Raw genomic sequence first — 22,711 nt, 5'->3', positions numbered from 1 at the left:
GCCCAGTGGCATTTCAGAATGACAGCATTGCTGTCATATGCAGCTTGCGGCAATTTGCCTGAACCATCAGGCGGAGCTTGCCACGGATCACGCAGAAGTGTTTGCACACACCGGCGTAGAACTGATTAATCCGTGGGATGCAGCGGAGACCCCGAGATGGCGGGAAGAAGCGGCAGAGTATTATGTGATGAGCAGGAAGAGTTAAGGGGAGGTTGCCGGCACTGGCCTTAGGTCAAAACTGTGAGCTGCTGCCCATACCGGCCTTAAGGGTGGCTTATCGCCACCCCCCCCTCAATCAAACCGGTTTCTGCTGAACCGCCACCGCTTTCAGCATCTCGACCGGCAACGGCAGATAGGCGCGGATGCGTAATCCTCCCCGGTCACTTTTTCCGATATCCAGCGTGCCGGAATGGGCATCAATAATGCGCTGAACAATCGCCAGCCCGAGACCGGTTCCGCTGGTGGTTCGCGCACTTTCGCCACGCACAAACGGCTGGAACAAATGCTTGAGCTGGTCAGGCGCAATGCCCGGACCGTCGTCTTCTACCTGGAACCACGCCCGCTGCAATTCGCGACCACTGCTGACTTTAATCCAGCCGTCGCCGTAGCGGGCGGCGTTCACCACCATATTCACCACGGCACGTTTGATCGACAGCGGATGCGCATTAACCAGCAATTCACCGTCGGCCAGATCAGAATCTATTTCGCGCTCGTAGCCACTTTCCGTCGCAATTACCTCGCCCAAAATACCGTTGAGATCGGTGATCTCGGTCGGCATTTCCTGGCCGGTGCGCAGATAATCGATGAACTGCTCAATGATGGCATTGCACTCTTCGATGTCTTTATTGATCGACTCGGCGAGATAGCTGTCATCATCCCCCATCATTTCTGTCGCCAGACGAATACGCGTCAGCGGTGTGCGCAAATCGTGGCTGACACCCGCCATCAGAAGGGTACGGTCATCAGCCAGCAATTTGACACCGGCGGCCATCTGGTTAAATGCACGTGTAACAGAACGCACTTCAGACGCGCCGTATTCACGCAGCGGTGGCGGAATAATACCTTTGCCCACCTGCAAGGCCGCGTGCTCCAGCTCGACCAAAGGGCGGTTCTGAATACGGATAAACAGCCACGCGCCACCAATCGCCAGCAACATAATCGCCAATGTATAGCGGAACAGCGGGGAGAAATCACCCTGATGGATTTCGGTAAGCGGGACACGCACCCAGATGTCAGGCGACAACCAGGTTTTCAGCCACACCACCGGAGTATTTTTATTGACCTCGACGCGCACGTCGGTAGGACCACCAAGCTGCTGCGCCATCTGCTGACTGAGGAATTCGTAATGCTGCGCCCAACGCAGGCCACTCTCCTCTGCCGCAGAGTTGGTATAAAGAGAAATGCCCAGTTCGCGGTAGATTTCGCGACGAAATGCCGGTGGAACCGCCAGCAACGTCCCATCTTCCAGCTGCAGCCGGTCGGTCATCAGCATACGGACTTCGTATGCCAATACCTTATTGAATTGCTGCAGGCTGGGCAGAATGGCGAAGTTCAGCACCACCAGATAGGTCGTCACCAGGCTGACGAACAGCAAGGTGACGATTAATAACAGTGTTCGGGCAAACGAGCTACGCGGTGAAAAGCGTATTCGCTTCATGCCTTACTGCCGTCCGGTACAAATACATAGCCCAGGCCCCAGACAGTCTGGATATAGCGCGGATGCGCCGGATCTTCTTCTACCATGCGGCGCAGACGGGAAATCTGCACATCGATAGAACGTTCCATCGCACTGTATTCACGGCCACGCGCCAGATTCATCAGCTTGTCACGGGACAGTGGCTCACGCGGATGGCTTACCAGTGCTTTCAGCACGGCAAACTCACCACTGGTCAGCGGCATAGGCTCATCTTCACGGAACATTTCGCGGGTGCCGAGGTTCAGTTTGAACTTACCAAATGAGATCACCGCTTCTTCCTGAGAAGGGGCGCCTGGCAGTTCATTGGCCTGACGGCGCAAGACCGCACGAATACGAGCCAGCAATTCACGCGGGTTAAATGGCTTAGGAATATAATCGTCGGCACCAATTTCCAGGCCCACGATACGGTCAACTTCTTCGCCTTTTGCGGTGACCATAATGATCGGCATCGGGTTGCTCTGGCTGCGCAGGCGACGGCAGATAGACAAGCCATCTTCGCCGGGCAACATCAGATCCAGAACCATCAGGTGGAATGACTCACGGGTCAGCAAACGGTCCATTTGTTCAGCATTGGCAACGCTACGCACCTGGAAGCCCTGTTCAGTCAGATAACGCTCCAACAGTGCGCGCAGGCGCATATCGTCATCGACCACCAGAATCTTGTGATTTTCTTGCATTTAAATCTCCCAAAGGCGTGAATGCCTCAAGCTTGTATTGTCAGAAAAGTCAGCTAAAACAGACAGCGTTTAATGGTATATATTCTAGTCGAAATTGTAACAATGATTATGGATTTCCTAATTTATCAACAATATCAGAGGAGTCTTCCGCAAGCGAAGGTTGGTTTGTTACGGTTTGTCCCGCCGGTCAAAATCGTCTGCCCCATTTTGTTGCACATCCCCCGCCGCTTGCTGGCCAAAATATCAACACATGATCACGTCAGGTATGGAATGAAATGAAAATGTAAATAGGTACGTTTATTTATATCGTTAATAGTAAAAGCTTATGAATAATATTTATCTGAAAAATAGAGCATTTAACCACCAACTGATCATTTAAATGAATCAATAAATATTAATAATCATTTCAACATATATATTGCAACCTAATAGTTAAGTTATTTAATTCAATAAATTGTCATCCACTATTCATGACAGAAAACACTTGATAGAATCTGCCGACTAAAGATGATGAATTAATTTTTCTAACATTGACTCAACTTATCTTTAGCCGAACCTTTATTTTTATTTCTGAATGGATGCAAAAAATGAAAACCAAATTCAAGCTCTTAGCGGGCGGGATATTTATGGCTATAGCTGTAAATAGCTATGCGATCGATGGCGCGATTAATTTTACGGGTGCGATTGTTGAAGAAGCCTGTGAAATAAATGGTGGTGAAGAGCTCAACATACCTTTAGGGACTTATTCAGCAGCTCAATTCCAGGAAATTGGTGATCTCTCGCCAAAGATTCCCTTCACCCTGCCCCTTGATAACTGTCCTGTCGTTTCAGCGAGTAACCCGACCCCCCACTTCAGGATTTGGCTGGAATCAGATACCGTTGCTGATACCACTGATTTGATTGCACTTGGCAATGATTACGGTGATGCAATGGCGGATGGTGTCGGCATCAGAATCGAAGATGCAGAAACCAACGAGGTAATGAAAATCAACGGATTACCTGACATCATCTATCCAATCCCCGGAAAGGTTATGAATGTCAACCTTCTCGCATACTATGAGTCGTTTAAATTGCCTGGCGATATCACTGCCGGTGCGGCAGACGCGCGCGTGAAAGTCACTCTCGATTACAGATAAGTACTTTGAACCTTGCCCTGTAAAAAATTAATTCTACAGGGCATTCATTATACGTTTATTCAATTACCGCATGAATATATTGCTACTGTAAGGATTCATATTCGAATGGGTAAGTCAAAAAAATTAACATTACTCTTCATTATAATTTCTGTATTTACATCACAAATAACCTATGCTGGCGGAATTATTGTCGGACGGACACGCGTTATTTATGACGCAGATAAAAGGGAAGCGACCCTTTCCGTTAAAAATAATGCCGATAACAATCCTTTCCTCATACAATCGTGGGTTGATGCGGGGGGAGAAAAAACACGCGGTCCTTTTATTATCACCCCGCCACTATTTCGACTGAATGCTCAACAGGAAAGTAACCTGCGCATTTCCTATAACGGCAGCGCCCTCCCGACAGACAGAGAGTCCGTTTTCTATATCAATGTTAAAGCGATACCTTCAACGCCTAAAAATACAAAAAACGAACTTAAACTGGTGGTCAATACGCGGATAAAGCTCTTTTACCGGCCAACAAAACTGCCCGGAAAATCGTTTGAAGCACCGAAGGCGCTCACTTTCTCCAAAAATAACGGTCATCTCGTTATCAAGAATCAGAGCCCTTATCACGTTGTTTTCAGTTCACTCAGCATTGGCTCAACTTTTTTAAAAGAGGTGGCCATGATTGCGCCATTGAGCGAGCTGGATGTCATTCTTCCCGCGAAAATCTCAGGCAACAGTGTGAAATGGGAAGCGATAAATGACTATGGCGGCACGACAGAACGATATGAGCAACCTCTGTAACCGGACCAATAAAGCTACGCCATAACTCACAGCAATCGCCTAATTACGGCAACTCAGAAGCACGAGAAAACTATGCTCACGGATGAAAAATTTTTACAGAAGAGCTTGTCTGGAGACATTAAAAAGACCTCCGCGCCGCTCGTGCTAAAACTGGGTAGCCTGCTGGCCAGTACGGCTTTGGGATTACTCGCCGCTCACCCGGCCCGTTCAGAAAATGTCTATTTCGATCCTCAGTTCATCGAGCGTCAAGCCGGTGATGTTGGGGATGTCGACCTCTCGTTGTTCCAGAGTAATGACCAGGCACAGTTACCAGGTAACTATGACACCGCATTGTATGTAAATAAAAAATTAAAAATACGCTATTCAATCAGCTACTTGCCCAGACCAGACGGCACGCTTGAGCCACAGATCACGCCTGATATATTGCGGTTACTGGGCGTCAATGTTGATGCGTTTCCGGCGTTAAAAAATCATCAACCGGACGCACCTTTGGGTGCGCTTGCACAATATATCCCTGCTGCAGACGTCAAATTTGATTTCTACCTCATGCAGCTTAATTTCAGCATTCCGCAGGCAGCGATCCTGCAAAAAGCTGAAGACTATATTGATCCGGAAAAATGGGATGACGGTGCGCCTGTACTTTTCTCAAATTATTCCTATTCAGGCGGCCAGCGGAGTTACCGAAATGGCAGTGATGATTCCAGTCAGTACCTGAATCTGCAGAATGGCTTCAATGTAGGCCCGTGGCGCTTACGTAATTACACGACATACAGCGACAGCGGGGATGAGAAACGTTGGGATACGATCTCAACCTACGCCGAACGGGATATCAAAACCTTAAAATCAAAATTCCAAATCGGTGAAAACTCGACCTCCGGAGAAATCCTCAGCAGTGTTCCGTTCTCCGGGGTTCAGCTTTTTTCCGACGATAATATGCTGCCAAACAGCCAGCGCGGTTTCGCACCCACCATACGGGGAATCGCAAATTCAAATGCTGAAGTCACTATCCGGCAAAATGATCACATTATCTATCAATCTTTTGTCCCTCCGGGGGCCTTTGAGATTAACGATCTTTATCCCTCATCCTACAGCGGAAATCTTGAGATAACGGTGAAAGAAGCTGACGGGACTGAACGCCGGTTTAATCAGCCTTTTTCAGCGATTCCCATCATGCAACGCCCGGGTCGTTTGAAATACAGCGCAACAGCGGGGACTTATCGCGCGACAGATAACAATGAGAAAGAGCCAACCTTTGCTCAGGGTACGGCTATCTATGGTCTTTCAAACACCATTACGTCCTACGGTGGCTCTGTGGTATCTGAAGATTACCTCTCAGGACTCATCGGCATTGGTTATAACCTCCAGTGGCTGGGCGGCATTTCGGCGGATGTTACACATGCCCGTTCCACACTGGACAATAATCAAACCACCTCAGGTCAGTCATATCGCGTCCAGTATTCGAAAAATATTGAAATGACCGACACAGATCTCAGCCTGGCAAGCTATCGGTACTCAAGTGCGGGATATTACGACTTCGATGAGTCCACACAATATCTTAATGGCGACAATGCTCCGGAACTTGATTATCACAAACGCAGCAAGATCCAGTTCAATATCAATCAGACATTATGGCAAGGCGCGAGCCTTTATCTGTCAGGATACAAACAGGACTACTGGAACAACACCGGCAAGGAGAAGAATATCTCACTGGGTTTAAACAACAGTCTGTTTGGTATCAGCTATAACCTGAGCTATTCCTACAGCCAGTTACAAGATCAAGATAATGATCAACAGATATCCCTGAACGTCCGTATTCCGCTCAGCCGTTGGTTGCCACAGAGTTGGGGTACGTACAATGTCTCTCACCAGAAAGGTGAAGGAACGCGCCATCAGGTTGGATTAAGCGGAACTGCGCTTGACGATCGTCGCCTGAGTTATTCGGTCCAGCAAAGTTACACCGATCAGAACAGTGAAAACGGCAGCAACCTTTATTCTTCTTATCGCTCCTCCTTCGGAAATATCAATGCTGGTTACAACTACAGCAGGGATTCTCAGCAACTCAGCTACGGCATTGCAGGCGGGATCGTGGCGCACTCTCGAGGAGCCACGCTGTCTCAACCCCTCGGTGATTCCTTTGCATTAATAGATACCAATGGGGCCAGTGGGGCACGTCTGCAAAATCTTCCTGGCGTCAGAACTGACTGGCGTGGTTTTGCTGTCGTCCCGTATCTGACTGCGTATAACGAAAACCGTATCGCCATGGATACCACCACCCTGCCTGACGACGTAGATATCGAAAGTACCTCAGTCATTGTGATCCCGAATTCCGGCGCCATGGTGACGGCACATTTTGAGGCCCATGTGGGGGCCAGAGTTTTGGTGACACTTGTTCGACCAAATGGTGCCACCGTCCCGTTTGGTGCCGTAGCGGCTACTGATAAACAAAGCAATATCGTGGATGAGGGCGGCGTCGTTTACCTGTCAGGTATCCCGTTAGAAAAACTTGTTTTACTGCAGGTCAAATGGGGGAATGACGCATCTCAGCAATGTCAGGCTCAACTCAACCTTTCTGCCTCAACCTCTCAGGTGAATTCACTAACGGCTCAGTGTATTTAAGGATAATTCATGAACACTAAAAAACAGGTTTTACACAACCTGGCATCACTCATAAAGCTCACACTATTGGGGATCGCCATAAATAGTTTTTCATCCCTCGCACAGGCGGGATCGGCAATATGTTCGCCAGAAAATGGGGCAGGCATGAGTTATGAAAACTTTCTTCAGGAAGATATTCCCGCGTCTGACAACGAGAGAGGGAAAAAGTATGAAAAAAGCATGAATGGTGGAATGCAGAATTACACCATTGCCTGCAATTGTACCGACAACGATGCCAGCAGCAGCAACGGGGTACTACTGATGTACACCGTAAAAACCGCCTTACCTAAGGGAACTGAGCTGGGATATTACAAAATTAACGACCACATTGATGTCAAAGCAAGCCTCGATCTGCCTCCGGCAACCAATGTTCCGGTACCGACGACCAAAACACTTGGCGATGCCACGCATCACACAGATGCAAATAATAACGGCGTTTGCGTGCAGCAAAATACCCGTGCCAGCCTCAACATTGGTTCTCAAGGCTCATTAACTTTTTATATCACCACCCCTTTTATCGGAGAACTGGACATACCAAGAACAGAGATCGCTGAGATTTATTTGTCATCAGGTACGGCCATAGTGACCGCCCCTCCGCTTGGCCCCCCTGTTGCCCGCGTCTACGTCAGCGGAAAACTGACCGTGCCCCAAAGCTGCGAAATCAATAAAGGTGAAACGATCACGGTCAATTTTGGTGCCATCGCCACCAATAAATTCACCACGCTCAATCAGCCGCCCAAGGGGTTTATTCCTGTAACGTTCAACATTACGTATGACTGCACAGTCAATGGATTGCCACAGATCCCGGCAGGCACACAGCTTGCCATGCTGTTGAAGGGGGACGACCTGACAGATCAGTACACGCTGGTCGCCAGACGCCGGCCTTCTGACAATAAAGCCGATATTGGCATTCGCGTTGAGAATGCCAGCGGTACAGCGATCCCTTTTGAATCTGGAAACTTACCCATGAATCAAAACGGTATGGGAAACATCTCTATGACGGCTTACCCAATTAACCTCATTGGTGGCGGGCTGGATACCGGCGAATTCAGTGGGATGGCGACCTTGAAAATAGATATCCGATAAGCCTGCCACGCTCTTCAGTTCACAATCTCGATACTCACCAACCGGCTGTCCGCACGCCCATGATCGTCCACCGCGCGAATGCGGTACTGGCCGTTATTGATGGGCCGCCAGTCGATAGCGGATTTACTGGCGGAACTGCCGAGGTAGATGTCATCGACAAACCAGTACACCGTTTTACTGTCCGCATCCGTGACTGCATTAAAGGAAATCCGGTCACGGCCTTGCTGGGACTGGCGCAGCGTGTAGGTGGTATTTTTCAGCGGTGATGTGATGCGCGGAGGATTGCCGCTGACATCCACGCCCTCATCCTTGCAGTGATTCGCCGGGGGCTTGCGTTTTGGCAACCCGGCCTGTGCAAAAACATTCGCCAGATCCGATGGCCAGAACTCAAACACTTCCGTGCGGGTTTCGTCCTCATCAAAAGGCGGACATGCCACTTCTCCGGTCAGTTTATCGAGACGTACCGGCCGGTAAACCGTATCAACTTTGATCGGCGACTTGCCCGGAATAAACCAGGTTTTGCCTTTTTGCTGGCACCACGGTGTCGGTAAATCACCGCTGGCCAGGCAGATGTCTACCCGCTTCAGCTGCTTTGGAAACGGACGTTCAGGCTCCTGCAAATCAGGATAGCTGGCGGTAATGCTGTCGATAATGTTGAAAAATAACGGCGCGGCGGCGTCTGCGCCGACAAACACGTTGTTGCCTTTACTGTCGAAATTCCCTTCCCAGACCACTAACACATAAGGCCCGAAAATTCCCACGCTCCAGGCATCACGAAAGCCCCATGACGTGCCGGTTTTCCAGTAAACCGGCAGTGAAGACGGTGCCTGTGCCAGCGTGTCGCCCGGACGACGATGCTGGCGCAGCATATCGAGCGTCATAAAACTGGCCTCCTCACTCAGCAACCGCACTGTCATTGCCTGGCGGGGATCAGATTTTTGCATCCGCAGGGGCTGCAACACGCCACGGTTCGCCAGCAATGCGTACAATTTTGCCAGTTCCTGCATCGTGACTTCTCCGCCGCCCAGCACCAGCGACAAACCGTAGTGGTTCTCGCTGGACATATTGGCGATACCGGACAGACGCAGGAACTGATAGAAGGTCGGCTGGTGAAGCTGTGACGCGACATAAACGGCAGGGATATTGCGGCTGAAATTCAGCGCATCGGTTGCGGTTACCGGGCCGAGAAATCGCCGGTCGAAATTCTCCGGCGCATATGCCCCAAATGCTGAAGGCACATCTTTAAGAATAGTCATCGGATGCAGCACGCCCTGCTCCATACCCAGCGCGTAAATAAAGGGTTTGAGTGCCGAACCGGGCGAGCGTTTCGCATTGGTACCGTTAACCTGCCCCTGAATCGTACGGTTGTAGTAATCGGCGGAACCGACCAGCGCACGCACACCCATATCGCGGGTATCGACCAGCACAACAGCAGCATTGTGAATCCCACGGCTTTCGTTGCGGGTGATAAACGCATTGACCTGCCGCTCGGCCAGCCGTTGCAGACCTGCATCCAGCGTCGAATCAACCCGGGTATCCGTGCGGATAACCTGATGGTTCTGCTGGCGTAATTGTTCGATGAAATGCGGCGCAATATAAGGCATCTGTTCGGGCTGGCGCAGCGCCAGCGGCAATCTGAACAATGAAAGCTGGCTGCTGTCGGTCTCATAATGGGCCTGCCAGCGCTGGAAAAGCCGGTTACGTGCCTGCGTCAGCGCCGCACCGACAACACCAGTTTTAGAGTCGATACGGTAGCTCGGCGATTGTGGCAAAACCGCCAGCGTCAGTGCTTCGGGTAATGTCAGATCCTTCGGGGCTTTGTTGAAATAAATCAGGCTGGCCGCGCCAATGCTTTCAATATTTCGCCCGTACGGCGCGGTGTTCAGATAGGCTTCAAGAATGTCATGTTTGGAATAACTCAGCTCCAGTTGCACCGCGCGCAGCAGCTGAATAAGTTTACCCGATGGCGTGCGGGTGTTCAGATGCCAGTGCATCCGCGCCAGTTGCATCGTGATAGTCGAGCCGCCCTGCATCTTTCCGCCTGCCACATAGCTGCGCCAGAACCCCCGCAACAGGCTGAACGGGTTAAAACCGGGGTTGGAGTAGAACCAGCGGTCTTCGTGCAGCAACAGGCTTTTCACCGCCAGCGGAGATACCTGTTCCAGCGGCGTCCATAGCCGGTAGCGGTCGTCGTTCGCCAGCGTGATACGCATCAGCGTACCCTGCCGGTCATAGTAGACGGTGGAGAAAGGCTGCCCCTGAGAAAGGGGCGGATGTGGCCACAGACGACACGCCACGGCAATCAGTGCCAGTAAAAAAACGGCCATCGCCATGTTTTGCAGCAGACGTTTGGCTGTTTTGGAAAATGCAGGAAAGGTGATCATCTTGCTACTCAGAACAGGTTACGCCCCGCCGTAAACGACGGGGCTTCTGCGTGTGGTTATTTTTTCGCAACCGCCGCGTCATCCGCTGGCACGACCAGCAGTTTTTTGTCACTGACAGACAGTGCCTGAACATCGCGGTTGTACATCGCTTCGCCATAAGCTGGCGGGATGACGAAGCTGCCGGTATTGGTGGCTTTAATCTGATACACAAACTCCTGCACATCGGTACTGGCGCTGCCGTAAATCACCACGCGATCTTCACGAATATCGCTGTAATCCGGCGTCCACGTGGAGCCCGATGCCGCCAGCGGTGACTGCCATGACGCAGAAGCCTCTGCGTCACTGTTTTCATCATTGCTGTCAGATTCTGGTTCCGGTGGCGTTTGCTGCACCACTTCAAAGCCCCCCGGCAGCAAATCAACAATCGCCAGATTATCCTGCCCTTCCTGCGAGTTGGCGCGAATTTTCAGATGCACATTAATCTTCTGCCCCAGCGTCACCTGCGTGACTGCGTTGCCTTTTTCATCCGTGTAATCGCGGGTGATTTCCAGACCGCGTGAAATCGCTTTCTCCGGCGCGGCCAGATCGTAACCCGCCTGTGTCACCACGTACCAGGCGGGTGCATCGTTGCCGTTTTCAATGCGAAGTGCCTGCGCGTCAGCGGTGAAATTCGCTTTTGCAAACAGCCCCTGAACCTCTGAAATCAGTCGCGGTTCAACGTTTTTCGTTTTGCTGATCTGCGTGATTTTCAGCGCATCCGGTGCCGTGGCCTGCGCTGCAACCTGCGCGGAATAGCTCTCCAGCGCCAGAATGCTCATCGCCGAGGAATACGTGGTGTAGCGTTCTTCTTTCAGTGCCTTGACCATATTTTCCAGTACCTGCGGCGGAATGGCTGACACCTTTTCCGGGAAGTGACGGGTGATCAGATACAGCCGCGTCGCGTCCTGCACCAGCGGATCAAAGTAACTTTGCGTCCACCAGGCCTGGTCATACGCTTTACTCAGTTCCTTCCATGTTGGCTGCAACAGCGTATCCGCCTCATCATCCATTTTCAGCAAACGGTAAGACGACGCCAGATACATCGCGCTCAGATCGGTTTTCCAGGTATCGGGATATCGCTGTTGCAGGGTATCCTGCACTGAAGCCAGCAAACTGGTGGTGATCTCACCCTGACGGGTCAGCAGATACACCGCCCACGCACGCAGACGCAGGCTATACAAATCATCATTTTGATTTGCCGCCAGTTCGCGCAGAGCCGAACTGGCCTCTTCCAGCATACCGGCAGGCAATGCAACGCCTGCGGCTTTGGCTTCCAGCAGATATTGCACCACGTACGGTGTGACAAACGGATCGGTTTGCGGTGATGAACGCCACAGGCCAATCGCGCCGCTGTCGTTCTGACGTGAACGCAGCACCGCCATCATGTCTTTCAGTTGCTTGCTGCTTTCTGCCGGACTGAGATTGCCGCGCATTTCCGGATGCACCATTTCGAGGATCAAAGGCACGGAACGGCTGACAATCTGTTCAGAACAGTAATACGGATAATCCGCCAGATACTGCGACAACCCGCGGGTCAGCACTAACGGTGAGTTGGATACCGCCGCCTTGCGCACCGCATAAGCATCAAACATCTGGCGCAGATTATCGACGTTCTGGCTACTGCCGCTCATGCGCCCCATCACCGACTGCGTGCGGAACGGCATTGCCGGGCGCACCGAAGTGCTGATAGTCCGGCGGCTGGTTTTATCGCCATATGTCGCCTCAAACACCAGCGGCGCATCGCCCGGCACGGCGTTGGCGCGCAGGCGGAAGTTAATCACGCCTTCCCGTTTTTCAGCCAGTGACAGGTTCTGATCGGCGTTGCCCACCACTTCAAGCTGCGGTGGTACGGTCAGGTGAATCGCAACCGGAATGCTTTTGCCGTTCAGCCCTTCGAGGTTATTACTTACACCTACGCTGACATCAAACTCATCACCCGGCGCCACCATCGACGGCACATTTGGCGTCATGATGAAGTTGTCGCGCACGGTCGCCGAGGTCTGTGCTTTGCCGATTTTGTCCGGCGTCACGGAAATGGCCATTACGCGGATTTTACCGTTGAAATAATCCGGCACCGGATAATCAAACTGCTTCTCGCCGTTCACTTCGGTAATACCCGACCAGTACGCCACCGGTTTGTCGCGCTTACGTTTAAACGGATTGACGTTCAGATCCAGCCCTTCACCGGCGTCACCGCCCGGCGCGGCGGCGAGCTGCATCAGCTTGCTGAATTCCGGCAGGATAAGATCCAGAATCTGCGAGCTTTCCACGCCCAGTTCACGTTTACGGAAGAAGTATTCCAGCGGATCTTTCAGGCGATAACGCGCCACCTGCAAAATACCTTCATCGACAGCAAACAGTGCCACCTGTTGCGGGCCGTCAGTCTTCACCGTCATGACCAGATTTTCGCCCGGTTTAATCACTTCAGGCGCAGTGATTTCGAGAGTGTTCTGCCGGGCCATGGTACTGATTTTGAACGGCATCACACCGTAACTCAGCGGGCTCATGAAGATTTCATTGGAGTTCACATCACGCACGAACTGCACGTTGATGTAACCGTTGCCTTCCATTGCCGCCGGTACGCGAATTTTCTGCACCGAACTGGTGGTGTCGGTGTGGAACCACTGCCAGCTGTAGACTTTGTCTTTTTCGATGGTGATCAGCCCGCTGCCGGTATACGGCGCGTTGACTGACACCTCGATTTCTTCACCCGGCAGGTACTCCGCCTGATTCAGTTTCAGCTTCAGTTCGGCATTTCTGTCCAGCGAACGGCTGAGGTTGGCGTTACCGGCCACGGTATAGCCAATGCGGTTCAGCACGTTGCCTTTTGCGTCTTCCACCACCAGCACGAAATCCCCCGGTTTATCCGTCGCCAGCGTCAGGTCGTTACCCTGCGCCGTCAGCGACAACGGCTGTTCCGACAACTGCACTTCCTTCATTTTCGACTGGTATTTGTAAACGCCGGAATCCTGTTTGGTCAGCACTGAAATGTATTTCTGTTCAATCAGCGCAACTTTCAGATCCGGCAGCGCAATCTGTTTCAGCGACGGGTCAACCGCAATAATATTCAGATGTCGTGCAGCATCGCGGTTGATGTAACCCAGATCACCATCGGCTTTTACGCCAATCAGATAATCATACGGCGACACCAGCACACGTGCCGTTGCGGCCACAGAACGTCCGCCACCGGCCACGAACGCCTCGGACAGCAGTTGCAGTTGATACGTCGCGTCAGCGTAAGATTTCAGATCCAGCGGGATATTCGCCGCGCCTTTTTCATCGGTCGTCCGGTCTTCCAGCTCCGTTTCGAAACCGTCGCTGTTCTGGCGGTTCTCATAGAAAGCATAATCCGGGAACTTATCGAAGCTCGGATACATCGGGCGCAGCGTCAGTCTGGATGTCACGCGGCGGTCCTGCGCTGGCGTGCCAAACAGGTTCTGTACGTCGATATTGGCCTGCAATTCTGAAGGTTTCACCCAGCCTTGTTTGCGTTCCGGCGTCAGTTGCAGTTTGACCTTCAGTTGATCCGGTTCGAATTCTTTGACGTTGACGGCGGTATGCCCGAGGAAGGTCGATGATTCATTGTCTTTACCGATGAGATACAGATAGACATTCCATTCACCGGTCGGTGAATTATCGTCAGTGGTATAACTCAGTTCATTGAAACCGCTGGCACCCAGCGTCAGCGGGATGGTGCTCATCAGCTTATCGCGCGGGTCATGAATTTCCGCCCGCACCGGTACGCCCGCCAGCCCGTTGCTCCAGTCGGCGGCGCGGGTGATCAGCCCGATATTGAAGGTATCACCCGGACGATAAACGCCGCGATCGGAGAACAGATAACTGCTCAGCGTACGCGGGTCATTCGGGGTGATTTCGCCATCGACATCAAAACGGGAAAAATCAAGGCCGCGATCGTTATTCCGGTCCGCAGGCAGGAAAGACACATCGCCCTCCTTTTCCACCAGGAACATCACCGGCTGACGCTCGCTGGTATAAACATCCAGCGCAGGAAAGCGCACATGACCGTCGGCACCGGTGGTTTGCGTCAGCAGCGTGACGCCGTTTTTTGCGATAACCGACACTGTCGCGTTCGCCACCGGCGTGCCGCTGTGAATCGACTGCACAAACACGTCGCGGGTTTTGTCCTGCGAACGCTTGGCAATAATCCCCAAATCAGTGACGACGACAAAGCGTGAATCGCCAACCGGCGCTTCGTCTTCGTTCTGCTGTTCGTCCTGATAAACATTGCCGTCGTCATCGGTTTCCGGTTTATCTTCTTTCTTCTTCGGATCCCATTCCGACAACGTCAGCAGGAAGACGCCACGATGTGAGGCCGGGTCGGTGGAGAGATAACGCGAAAGATCGACGCCCTGATAATTCACCTCACCCGGCTTGTCATTATTAACCGCCGTCTGATATTTGAAATGCTCGGTGAAATATTCGTCATTCAGGCGGTTGAATTCCGCCGATGAATATTCACGGCTTTTGAACGACACGATGTGTTGCAACTGGCTCGGGATCACCCGTTTAATATCCAGACGTAGTCCCGGCACGTTGCGCGCCGCCACGCTGATCTGTTTGTCACCGCTGACCGACAACAGCGAGCCCTGCGACATAAATTGCAGGGATTTCGGATAATCCGGGACCTGAACAATGCGGTACACTTTTTCCGGCATTTTGTAACCGCCGGAAGAGGTCAGAATATTGTCAATTTCTACCAGCATGGCGCGGTGGGCTGGCGCATCAAAGCGGAAGCTGAACTGCGGCTGATAATCACTTTCCGCGTCATTGAGCCGGATATTCAGCGGTGTGGACTGCGCGAGCACATTATTTTCGACGCTGTCGACTGCCCAACTGGCGTAATCATCCGCGCCTTTGGCCTCGTCCTGATCGTTAGGATTGTGCTGTGGCAGCAACCAGGCTTTGACCGCCTGGCGGATATCTTTGTCTTTGACCGCATCGCTGAACCCGACGATCAGCGCACGCTGACCTTTCGCACCCTCAGCATCCACGACCTGCGCGCTGGCTTCGTTCACCGTCAGGCTATAAAGCGTCGGCACGGACACCACGCCATTCTTCGCCTGCGCAGTGGCATTTGAAGGGACAGAGGATTTCACACCCTCGCCAATCGTCACCCGCACGGAACCCCCGTGATCCAGTGATTTCAGCGGTTCGGAATGTACCCAGGCATTGAGTTTCTTCTGGTCATAGACCACGGAATAATTGAGTTTTGACTCGGTTTTGGCTTTCCCTTCGGTCAGGCCAAGCGAAATCTGTTTTTCGAAACTGGCGACGTCCACCGGTGCGTTGAATTTAACGTTAAAAATCGCGCTGCGTTTTTGAGGATCCTGCGGGTCCTGATAATACTCAGCCTGACCCAACTGATAACCAAAAGCCGGGGCAGAAAATTCATAGCGGGTTTTCGCCAGTTTACTTTGTGGCGCAAGCAGCACATCAGGCGAGAAGTTAACTTCATATTTGCTGCCCATCGGCAGCGGATTTTTAGGGGTGAAAACCAGCGTATAACCACTCACCCACTTCCACTCACCTTCGGTGGCAGGCTTCAGAGAAATCCCTTTTTCGACCACTTTGCCGACGTCCGTCACGGGCGCTGCAGAGTTACGGAAAGTGAAAATCACCTGTTGCGGCGCAGATTTTTGCGCGGCGTAATTCACAGATTCGGGGCCGCTGACGCGCAGGCTGGTATCCTGATAAACCATCGGTGCAGGTTCGATCGGCTGTGGGCGGTTAAGCCACCAGTGCCAGCCGTAAACACCCGCACCTGCGACGCACAGCAAAAGCAGAATCGCCAGGCTGATGGCTTTCGGGGAGTTATCTACGCCCTTTTCCATCCGCGTAAAACTGCGCTTCAGCCAGCCGGAAGTGGCCGTCCACCAGGCAGGCGCCCGCCAGTCGATATTCCCGACCAGCGGTTTGAAAACGCGCCCAAGCAGACTCAGAATAAAAGCCAGCACGCGGAAAAGACCTTTTATCAATGTAAAAGGCAGACGTAGTAAGAATTTTAATAAATCCATTTGTTGCTGTACCCCTAATCCCTGTGAACCATCGCCAGAAGTGATATTTTGTTTAAATCAGGACTTTTATTAAATTCAATGTATTGCGCCGCAGGATAAAGATTATTCGCCTGAAAAGCCATCAGATATAGCGTAGCAGTAACCCGGAATTTCCGGCTAATTTCTGCGCTGCCAGCGGTACGATTGTGTGAAACAATAGCCAGATAATGTTAAGGAAAGCGGCAGGTGACATGAAAACGAAACTGATTACCCGTGAAGGTTACGACAAGCTCAAAACTGAACTGGATTACCTGTGGCGCGAAGAGCGACCGGAAGTGACCAAAAAAGTCACCTGGGCCGCGAGTCTGGGCGATCGCAGCGAAAATGCTGACTACCAGTACAATAAAAAGCGGCTGCGCGAAATCGACCGCCGCGTGCGTTACCTGACGAAATGTCTGGAGCAACTGCGCATCGTCGACTATTCACCGCAACAGGACGGAAAAGTGTTCTTTGGTGCGTGGGTTGAAGTGGAAAACGACGACGGCGACATCAAGCGTTTCCGTATTGTCGGTTACGACGAAATTTTTGGCCGCAAAGACTACATTTCTATCGATTCACCGATGGCGCGCGCCCTGCTGAAAAAAGAAGTCGGCGACAGTCTGGTGGTGACCACGCCGGTCGGCGACGCGACCTGGTACGTCAATCAAATCGAATACATAAAATAATCAGCTAACTCTCAAAACACGCAGGCGGGCAGCCTGATGACTGGCATTTTATGTCTTCAAACCGTATAACTGTGCCCTGCTTTTTTAAACGAAAAAACTGATACCAGACCTATGAATGATCAACTGAGCCGCATTATCGCAAGTGAATTGCAGGTTCGCCCGGAGCAGGTTGCTTCCGTGGTGCGTCTGCTGGATGAAGGTAATACCGTGCCGTTTATTGCACGGTACCGTAAGGAAGTCACCGGTGGGTTGGATGATACCCAGCTGCGTCAGTTGGACACCCGTCTGGGTTATCTGCGGGAGCTGGAAGACCGCCGCCAGACCATTCTCAAATCCATTGAGGAGCAGGGAAAACTCAGCGACGATCTGGCGAAAGCCATTAATACAACGCTGAGCAAAACCGAGCTGGAAGACCTTTACCTGCCGTTTAAACCGAAGCGCCGCACCCGCGGACAAATCGCCATTGAAGCCGGACTGGAACCGCTGGCCGAACTGCTGTGGAACGCGCCGCAAAACGAGCCGGACGCTGCTGCCGCACAATTTGTCGATGCTGAAAAAGGCGTGGCCGACACCAAAGCGGCGCTGGATGGCGCACGTTACATTCTGATGGAACGCTTTGCAGAAGATGCCTCGCTGCTGGCGAAAGTCCGTGATTATTTATGGAAAAATGCCCATCTGACCTCCCGCATGGTAGAGGGCAAAGAACAGGAAGGCGCGAAATTCCGCGACTATTTCGATCACCACGAACCCATTTCTCAGGTGCCTTCTCACCGCGCACTGGCGATGTTCCGTGGCCGTAACGAAGGCGTGTTACAACTGGCGCTGAATGCCGATCCGCAACACGATGAACCCCCGAAAGAGAGTTATGCCGAACAGTTGATCATCGACCATCTGGGCCTGCGGCTGAACAACGCACCTGCCGACGTATGGCGTCGCGCCGTCGTCAACTGGACATGGCGTATCAAAGTGCTGCTGCACCTCGAAACTGAACTGATGGGCACCGTGCGCGAACGCGCCGAAGATGAAGCGATTAACGTTTTCGCCCGCAACATGCACGATTTGCTGATGGCCGCGCCAGCCGGTATGCGCGCCACGATGGGCCTCGATCCGGGTTTACGTACCGGTGTGAAAGTCGCCGTTGTGGATAACACCGGCAAACTGGTGGATATCGATACGGTTTATCCCCATACCGGTCAGGCGGCGAAAGCCGCGCAACAGGTTGCGGCGCTGTGTATTAAACATAACGTCGAACTGGTGGCGATCGGTAATGGTACCGCGTCCCGTGAAACGGAACGTTTCTTCCTCGAATTGCAAAAACAGTTCCCGGCGGTAAAAGCGCAGAAAGTGATTGTCAGCGAAGCCGGTGCATCGGTGTATTCCGCCTCCGAACTGGCGGCGCTGGAATTCCCGGATCTGGATGTGTCCATTCGCGGCGCAGTCTCTATCGCCCGACGCTTGCAGGATCCGCTGGCGGAACTGGTGAAAATCGACCCGAAATCCATCGGTGTGGGCCAGTATCAGCACGACGTCAGCCAGTCTCAGCTGGCGAAAAAACTCGATACCGTGGTGGAAGACTGCGTAAACGCCGTCGGCGTGGATCTGAATACCGCGTCTGTTCCGCTGCTGACCCGTGTGGCCGGTCTGACCCGCATGATGGCGCAGAATATCGTCAACTGGCGCGATGAGAACGGTCAGTTCCGTAACCGCGAACAGTTGCTGAAAGTCAGCCGTCTGGGACCAAAAGCCTTTGAGCAATGCGCGGGCTTCCTGCGCATCAATCACGGCGACAATCCGCTCGATGCCTCGACGGTTCACCCGGAAACCTATCCGGTAGTGGAACGCATTCTGGCGGCGACACAGATGGCGCTGAAAGAACTGATGGGCGATTCGAATGTGTTGCGCGGCCTCAAAGCCAGCGAATTCACCGATGAGCAATTCGGTGTGCCGACGGTCACCGACATTATTAAAGAGCTGGAAAAACCGGGGCACGATCCGCGTCCTGAGTTTAAAACCGCGACCTTCGCCGATGGCGTGGAAACCATGAACGACCTGATGCCAGGTATGATCCTCGAAGGTTCTGTCACTAACGTCACCAACTTTGGTGCATTCGTCGATATCGGCGTCCATCAGGACGGTCTGGTGCATATCTCGTCACTGGCGAACAAGTTCGTTGAAGATCCGCATACCGTGGTGAAAGCCGGTGATATCGTGAAAGTCAAAGTGATGGAAGTCGATCTGCAACGCAAACGTATCGCGCTGACCATGCGACTGGATGAGCAACCGGGCGAAGCGCCTGCCCGCCGTTCTTCCGCGCCAGCGGCAGATACCCGCGACAACCAGAAACGCCATTCGCCGAACAAACCGGCGGGCCGCAATACGGTTCCGGCGGGCAATAATGCCATGGCTGATGCACTGGCAGCCGCGCTCGGCAAAAAACGGTAATTCTCTGTTTTATCCTCTGCCGACGAAAGCCGCTGATAATCAGCGGCTTTTTTTATGGCTCTTTTTTCAACACTTTTTAAACTCTGTCCTAATGAATCAATCACTGAGATAAATCAATAAATCGACCATCAGGCAGGCATAGGATAGCAACGCGGTGGAGATAGCCGCGAAGAGGCCCGCCTCTTTTCTTTTGTCTCCATACGCGTACTAATTATGATAACTATTCTCGTTTGTACTTCGTTGCGTATTCAATGCGCCGTCAGCCAAGGGCTGATAATTTCGCACCAGGGACAATTTCTGAGCACTATCTTTAGCAACAAAAATCGTTAGCCACATAAATCGCTGGTCAGCGACATCACCGGGCAGGGACGCACGGCGCAGTATCACTAAAACGCCGTCATCCATTAATGCCTGATCGCCTCGCGAGGAATTATGCAACTTCAGTCAAAACGTGCTTATAAAATTACCGGCTTTTCTCATGAGATCAGTCCGGCGTACCGGCAGAAACTGCTGTCACTCGGGATGTTACCGGGGTCATTTTTTAACATTATCCGCGTCGCGCCGATGGGCGATCCGGTACAAATCGAAACCCGCCGTACCAGCCTCGTCGTCCGCAGAAAAGATCTCGATCTCCTCCAGCTCGAGATGCTGGCCTGATCCCCGCATCAGGCCATCGACTGTTCATTTTTCGCGGCGGGCCTTGTGCTTGCATGTTTCCCTTTTCTCACGCGTAGACTTTAACGTATGAAACCATTAACTATCGGCCTGATTGGTAACCCAAACTCAGGCAAAACGACGCTTTTCAATCAGTTAACCGGTTCACGCCAGCGTGTCGGTAACTGGGCAGGGGTTACTGTCGAGCGCAAAGAAGGTCAGTTCACCACCGCTGAGCATCAGATTACACTGGTGGATTTACCCGGCACCTATTCCCTGACCACCATTTCCGAGCAAACCTCGCTCGATGAACAAATTGCCTGCCATTACATTCTCAGTGGTGATGCAGATCTGATGATCAACGTCGTGGATGCCTCAAACCTCGAGCGCAATTTATACCTGACACTGCAACTGCTGGAGCTGGGCGTGCCGTGCATCGTGGCGCTGAACATGCTTGATATCGCTAAAATCCAGAACATCAATATTAATATCCCTGCGCTATCTGCCCGTCTGGGTTGCCCGGTAGTCGCGCTGGTCTCTACCCGTGCCAGCGGCATCAAAGAACTGAAAGCCGCGATCGACGAGTTACCCCAGGTGGCTGCGCTGGAACGTGTGCAATATCATCCGGTTCTGCAACAGGAAGTGGATGTGCTGGCTGCGGGCATGCCGCAAGACATGGCGCTGCAACAACGCCGCTGGCTGGCACTGCAAATTCTTGAAGGGGATATTTATAGCCAGACGCATGCAGGCAACGCGCAGGCATTATTGCCGCAGGTGAAAGCCCGGCTGGCTGAGCACAAACTGGAAGATCCGGCGCTGCTGATTGCCGATGCACGTTATCAGAGCATCGCGGCACTTTGCGCCGAGATCAGCAACTCTCATCTCACGGCGCCGAACAAACTGACGCAGGTGCTCGATCGCGTGATCCTCAACCGCTTTCTGGGCGTGCCGATTTTCCTGCTGGTGATGTATCTGATGTTTGTGCTGGCCATCAACATCGGCGGCGCGCTGCAACCGATTTTCGATATCGGCTCAGCCGCGATTTTCATTCAGGGCATGCAGTGGATTGGCTTTACCCTGCATTTCCCGCAGTGGCTGACCATTTTCCTGGCACAGGGGCTGGGTGGCGGTATCAATACCGTGCTGCCGCTGGTGCCGCAAATCGGCATGATGTATCTGTTCCTCTCCTTCCTTGAAGACTCCGGTTATATGGCGCGTGCCGCATTTGTGATGGACAGGCTGATGCAATCGCTCGGCCTGCCGGGGAAATCCTTTGTGCCGCTGATTGTCGGTTTTGGCTGTAACGTACCGTCTATCATGGGCGCCCGTACGCTGGATGCGCCGCGCGAACGTCTGATCACCGTGATGATGGCACCGTTTATGTCATGCGGCGCACGTCTGGCGATTTTCGCGGTATTCTCCGCGGCGTTCTTCGGCCAGGACGGCGCATCTGTCGTATTCTCGCTGTATCTGTTAGGCATCGTGGTCGCCATCCTGACCGGCCTGCTGCTGAAATACACCATCATGCGCGGCGAAGCCTCGCCGTTTGTGATGGAACTGCCGGTGTATCACGTGCCGCACCTGAAAAGTCTGCTGCTGCAAACGTGGCAACGTCTGAAAGGATTCGTATTACGTGCTGGCAAGGTGATCGTGATTGCCAGTATTTTCATCGGCGCGCTGAACAGCTTCTCGTTCAGCGGCAAGGCAGTGGATAACATCAATGACTCTGCGCTGGCGTCAGTCAGTAAAGTGCTGACACCGGTGCTGTCGCCGATGGGCGTACAACCTGACAACTGGCAGGCGACTGTGGGACTGGTGACCGGGGCGATGGCGAAAGAAGTGGTGGTCGGTACGCTGAACACGCTGTACACCGCCGAACACATCACCAATGAAACCTTCGATGCGGCCAGTTTCAACCTGTTCGATGAACTGGGCGGTGCGGTAAAAGAAACCTGGCAGGGTCTGAAAGACACCTTCAGCATCAGCGTGCTGTCGAACCCGATCGAAGCCAGCAAAGGCGATGGCGAAATGGGCGTCAGCTCAATGGGCGTCATGAGCACCAAATTTGGCTCGGCGATTTCGGCTTACAGCTATCTGATCTTCGTGTTGCTTTATGTACCTTGCGTCTCGGTGATGGGGGCGATTGCCCGTGAAACCAGCCGCAACTGGATGACGTTCTCCATCTTCTGGGGGCTGAATGTGGCGTACTCACTGGCGACCGTGTTCTACCAGGCGGCGACGTTCAGCCGTCATCCCGCACACAGCGCGGGCATCATCCTGGTCGTACTGATTTTCAATGCCATCGTCTTAACCGCTCTGCGCAAAGCCCGCAGCCGGGTCAGTGTTCACCTGCAACCGCGCAATGTGGCGGCCTGTTGTAAACCCGCTACCGGCAGCGACTGCCACTAGGA

At 52.6% G+C, this 22,711-nt stretch carries 13 protein-coding genes; 9 read left to right on the top strand and 4 right to left on the bottom strand.

Features of this window, described 5'->3' with window-relative positions:
* Positions 1-37 precede the first annotated feature (37 nt).
* A complete protein-coding gene (locus RAHAQ2_RS24735; protein WP_238532054.1) occupies positions 38-205 on the top strand; it encodes a PIN domain-containing protein in 168 nt (55 codons plus the stop codon).
* Positions 206-295: 90 nt separating this feature from the next.
* On the opposite strand, the gene envZ is transcribed toward RAHAQ2_RS24735, so the two are convergent.
* Positions 296-1,657: a two-component system sensor histidine kinase EnvZ gene (gene envZ / locus RAHAQ2_RS01315; protein ID WP_014333528.1), complete on the bottom strand. Its 1,362-nt coding sequence runs from the start codon at positions 1,655-1,657 to the stop codon at positions 296-298.
* Positions 1,654-2,373, bottom strand: a complete 720-nt coding sequence (gene ompR, locus RAHAQ2_RS01310; RefSeq protein ID WP_009635740.1) for an osmolarity response regulator transcription factor OmpR — start codon at positions 2,371-2,373, stop codon at positions 1,654-1,656. Before ompR ends, envZ begins: the two co-directional genes overlap by 4 nt.
* Before the next feature lie 587 nt (positions 2,374-2,960).
* On the opposite strand from ompR, the gene RAHAQ2_RS01300 reads away from it, so the two are divergent.
* The 4 genes from RAHAQ2_RS01300 (at position 2,961) to RAHAQ2_RS01285 (ending at position 8,042) form a co-directional block, all read left to right on the top strand.
* Positions 2,961-3,509, top strand: a complete 549-nt coding sequence (locus RAHAQ2_RS01300; RefSeq protein WP_014333527.1) for a fimbrial protein — start codon at positions 2,961-2,963, stop codon at positions 3,507-3,509.
* Between the two features lie 105 nt (positions 3,510-3,614).
* On the top strand, positions 3,615-4,301 hold the full coding sequence (locus tag RAHAQ2_RS01295) for a fimbrial biogenesis chaperone (protein ID WP_014333526.1): 687 nt from the start codon (positions 3,615-3,617) through the stop codon (positions 4,299-4,301).
* A gap of 72 nt (positions 4,302-4,373) precedes the next feature.
* On the top strand, positions 4,374-6,917 hold the full coding sequence (locus RAHAQ2_RS01290; RefSeq protein WP_014333525.1) for a fimbria/pilus outer membrane usher protein: 2,544 nt from the start codon (positions 4,374-4,376) through the stop codon (positions 6,915-6,917).
* Positions 6,918-6,926: 9 nt separating this feature from the next.
* On the top strand, positions 6,927-8,042 hold the full coding sequence (locus tag RAHAQ2_RS01285; RefSeq protein WP_014333524.1) for a fimbrial protein: 1,116 nt from the start codon (positions 6,927-6,929) through the stop codon (positions 8,040-8,042).
* A 14-nt stretch (positions 8,043-8,056) separates the two neighbouring features.
* On the opposite strand, the gene pbpC is transcribed toward RAHAQ2_RS01285, so the two are convergent.
* Both pbpC and RAHAQ2_RS01275 read right to left on the bottom strand, forming a co-directional pair.
* Positions 8,057-10,426, bottom strand: coding sequence for a penicillin-binding protein 1C (gene pbpC, locus RAHAQ2_RS01280; protein ID WP_014333523.1), 2,370 nt, complete (start codon positions 10,424-10,426; stop codon positions 8,057-8,059).
* A gap of 56 nt (positions 10,427-10,482) precedes the next feature.
* Entirely contained in the window at positions 10,483-16,500 is a 6,018-nt protein-coding gene (locus tag RAHAQ2_RS01275; protein WP_014333522.1) for an alpha-2-macroglobulin family protein, read from the bottom strand.
* A 230-nt stretch (positions 16,501-16,730) separates the two neighbouring features.
* Here RAHAQ2_RS01275 and greB point away from each other — a divergent pair, with 230 nt between their 5' ends.
* The 4 genes from greB (at position 16,731) to feoB (ending at position 22,709) form a co-directional block, all read left to right on the top strand.
* Positions 16,731-17,204, top strand: a complete 474-nt coding sequence (gene greB / locus RAHAQ2_RS01270; protein ID WP_014333521.1) for a transcription elongation factor GreB — start codon at positions 16,731-16,733, stop codon at positions 17,202-17,204.
* Between the two features lie 111 nt (positions 17,205-17,315).
* Positions 17,316-19,646 (top strand): Tex family protein, encoded by a 2,331-nt coding sequence (locus RAHAQ2_RS01265; protein ID WP_014333520.1) that lies wholly within the window; start codon positions 17,316-17,318, stop codon positions 19,644-19,646.
* Positions 19,647-20,078: 432 nt separating this feature from the next.
* Positions 20,079-20,303, top strand: coding sequence for a ferrous iron transporter A (gene feoA / locus RAHAQ2_RS01255; RefSeq protein WP_014333518.1), 225 nt, complete (start codon positions 20,079-20,081; stop codon positions 20,301-20,303).
* A gap of 87 nt (positions 20,304-20,390) precedes the next feature.
* Positions 20,391-22,709, top strand: a complete 2,319-nt coding sequence (feoB, locus tag RAHAQ2_RS01250) for a Fe(2+) transporter permease subunit FeoB (RefSeq protein WP_014333517.1) — start codon at positions 20,391-20,393, stop codon at positions 22,707-22,709.
* The last annotated feature ends 2 nt before the right edge of the window (positions 22,710-22,711 follow it).

Source organism: Rahnella aquatilis CIP 78.65 = ATCC 33071 (assembly GCF_000241955.1).
Classification (GTDB): Bacteria; Pseudomonadota; Gammaproteobacteria; order Enterobacterales; family Enterobacteriaceae; genus Rahnella; species Rahnella aquatilis.
The sequence above is the reverse complement of the archived record's forward strand: the minus strand, read 5'-3'. Positions and strand labels throughout refer to the sequence as shown.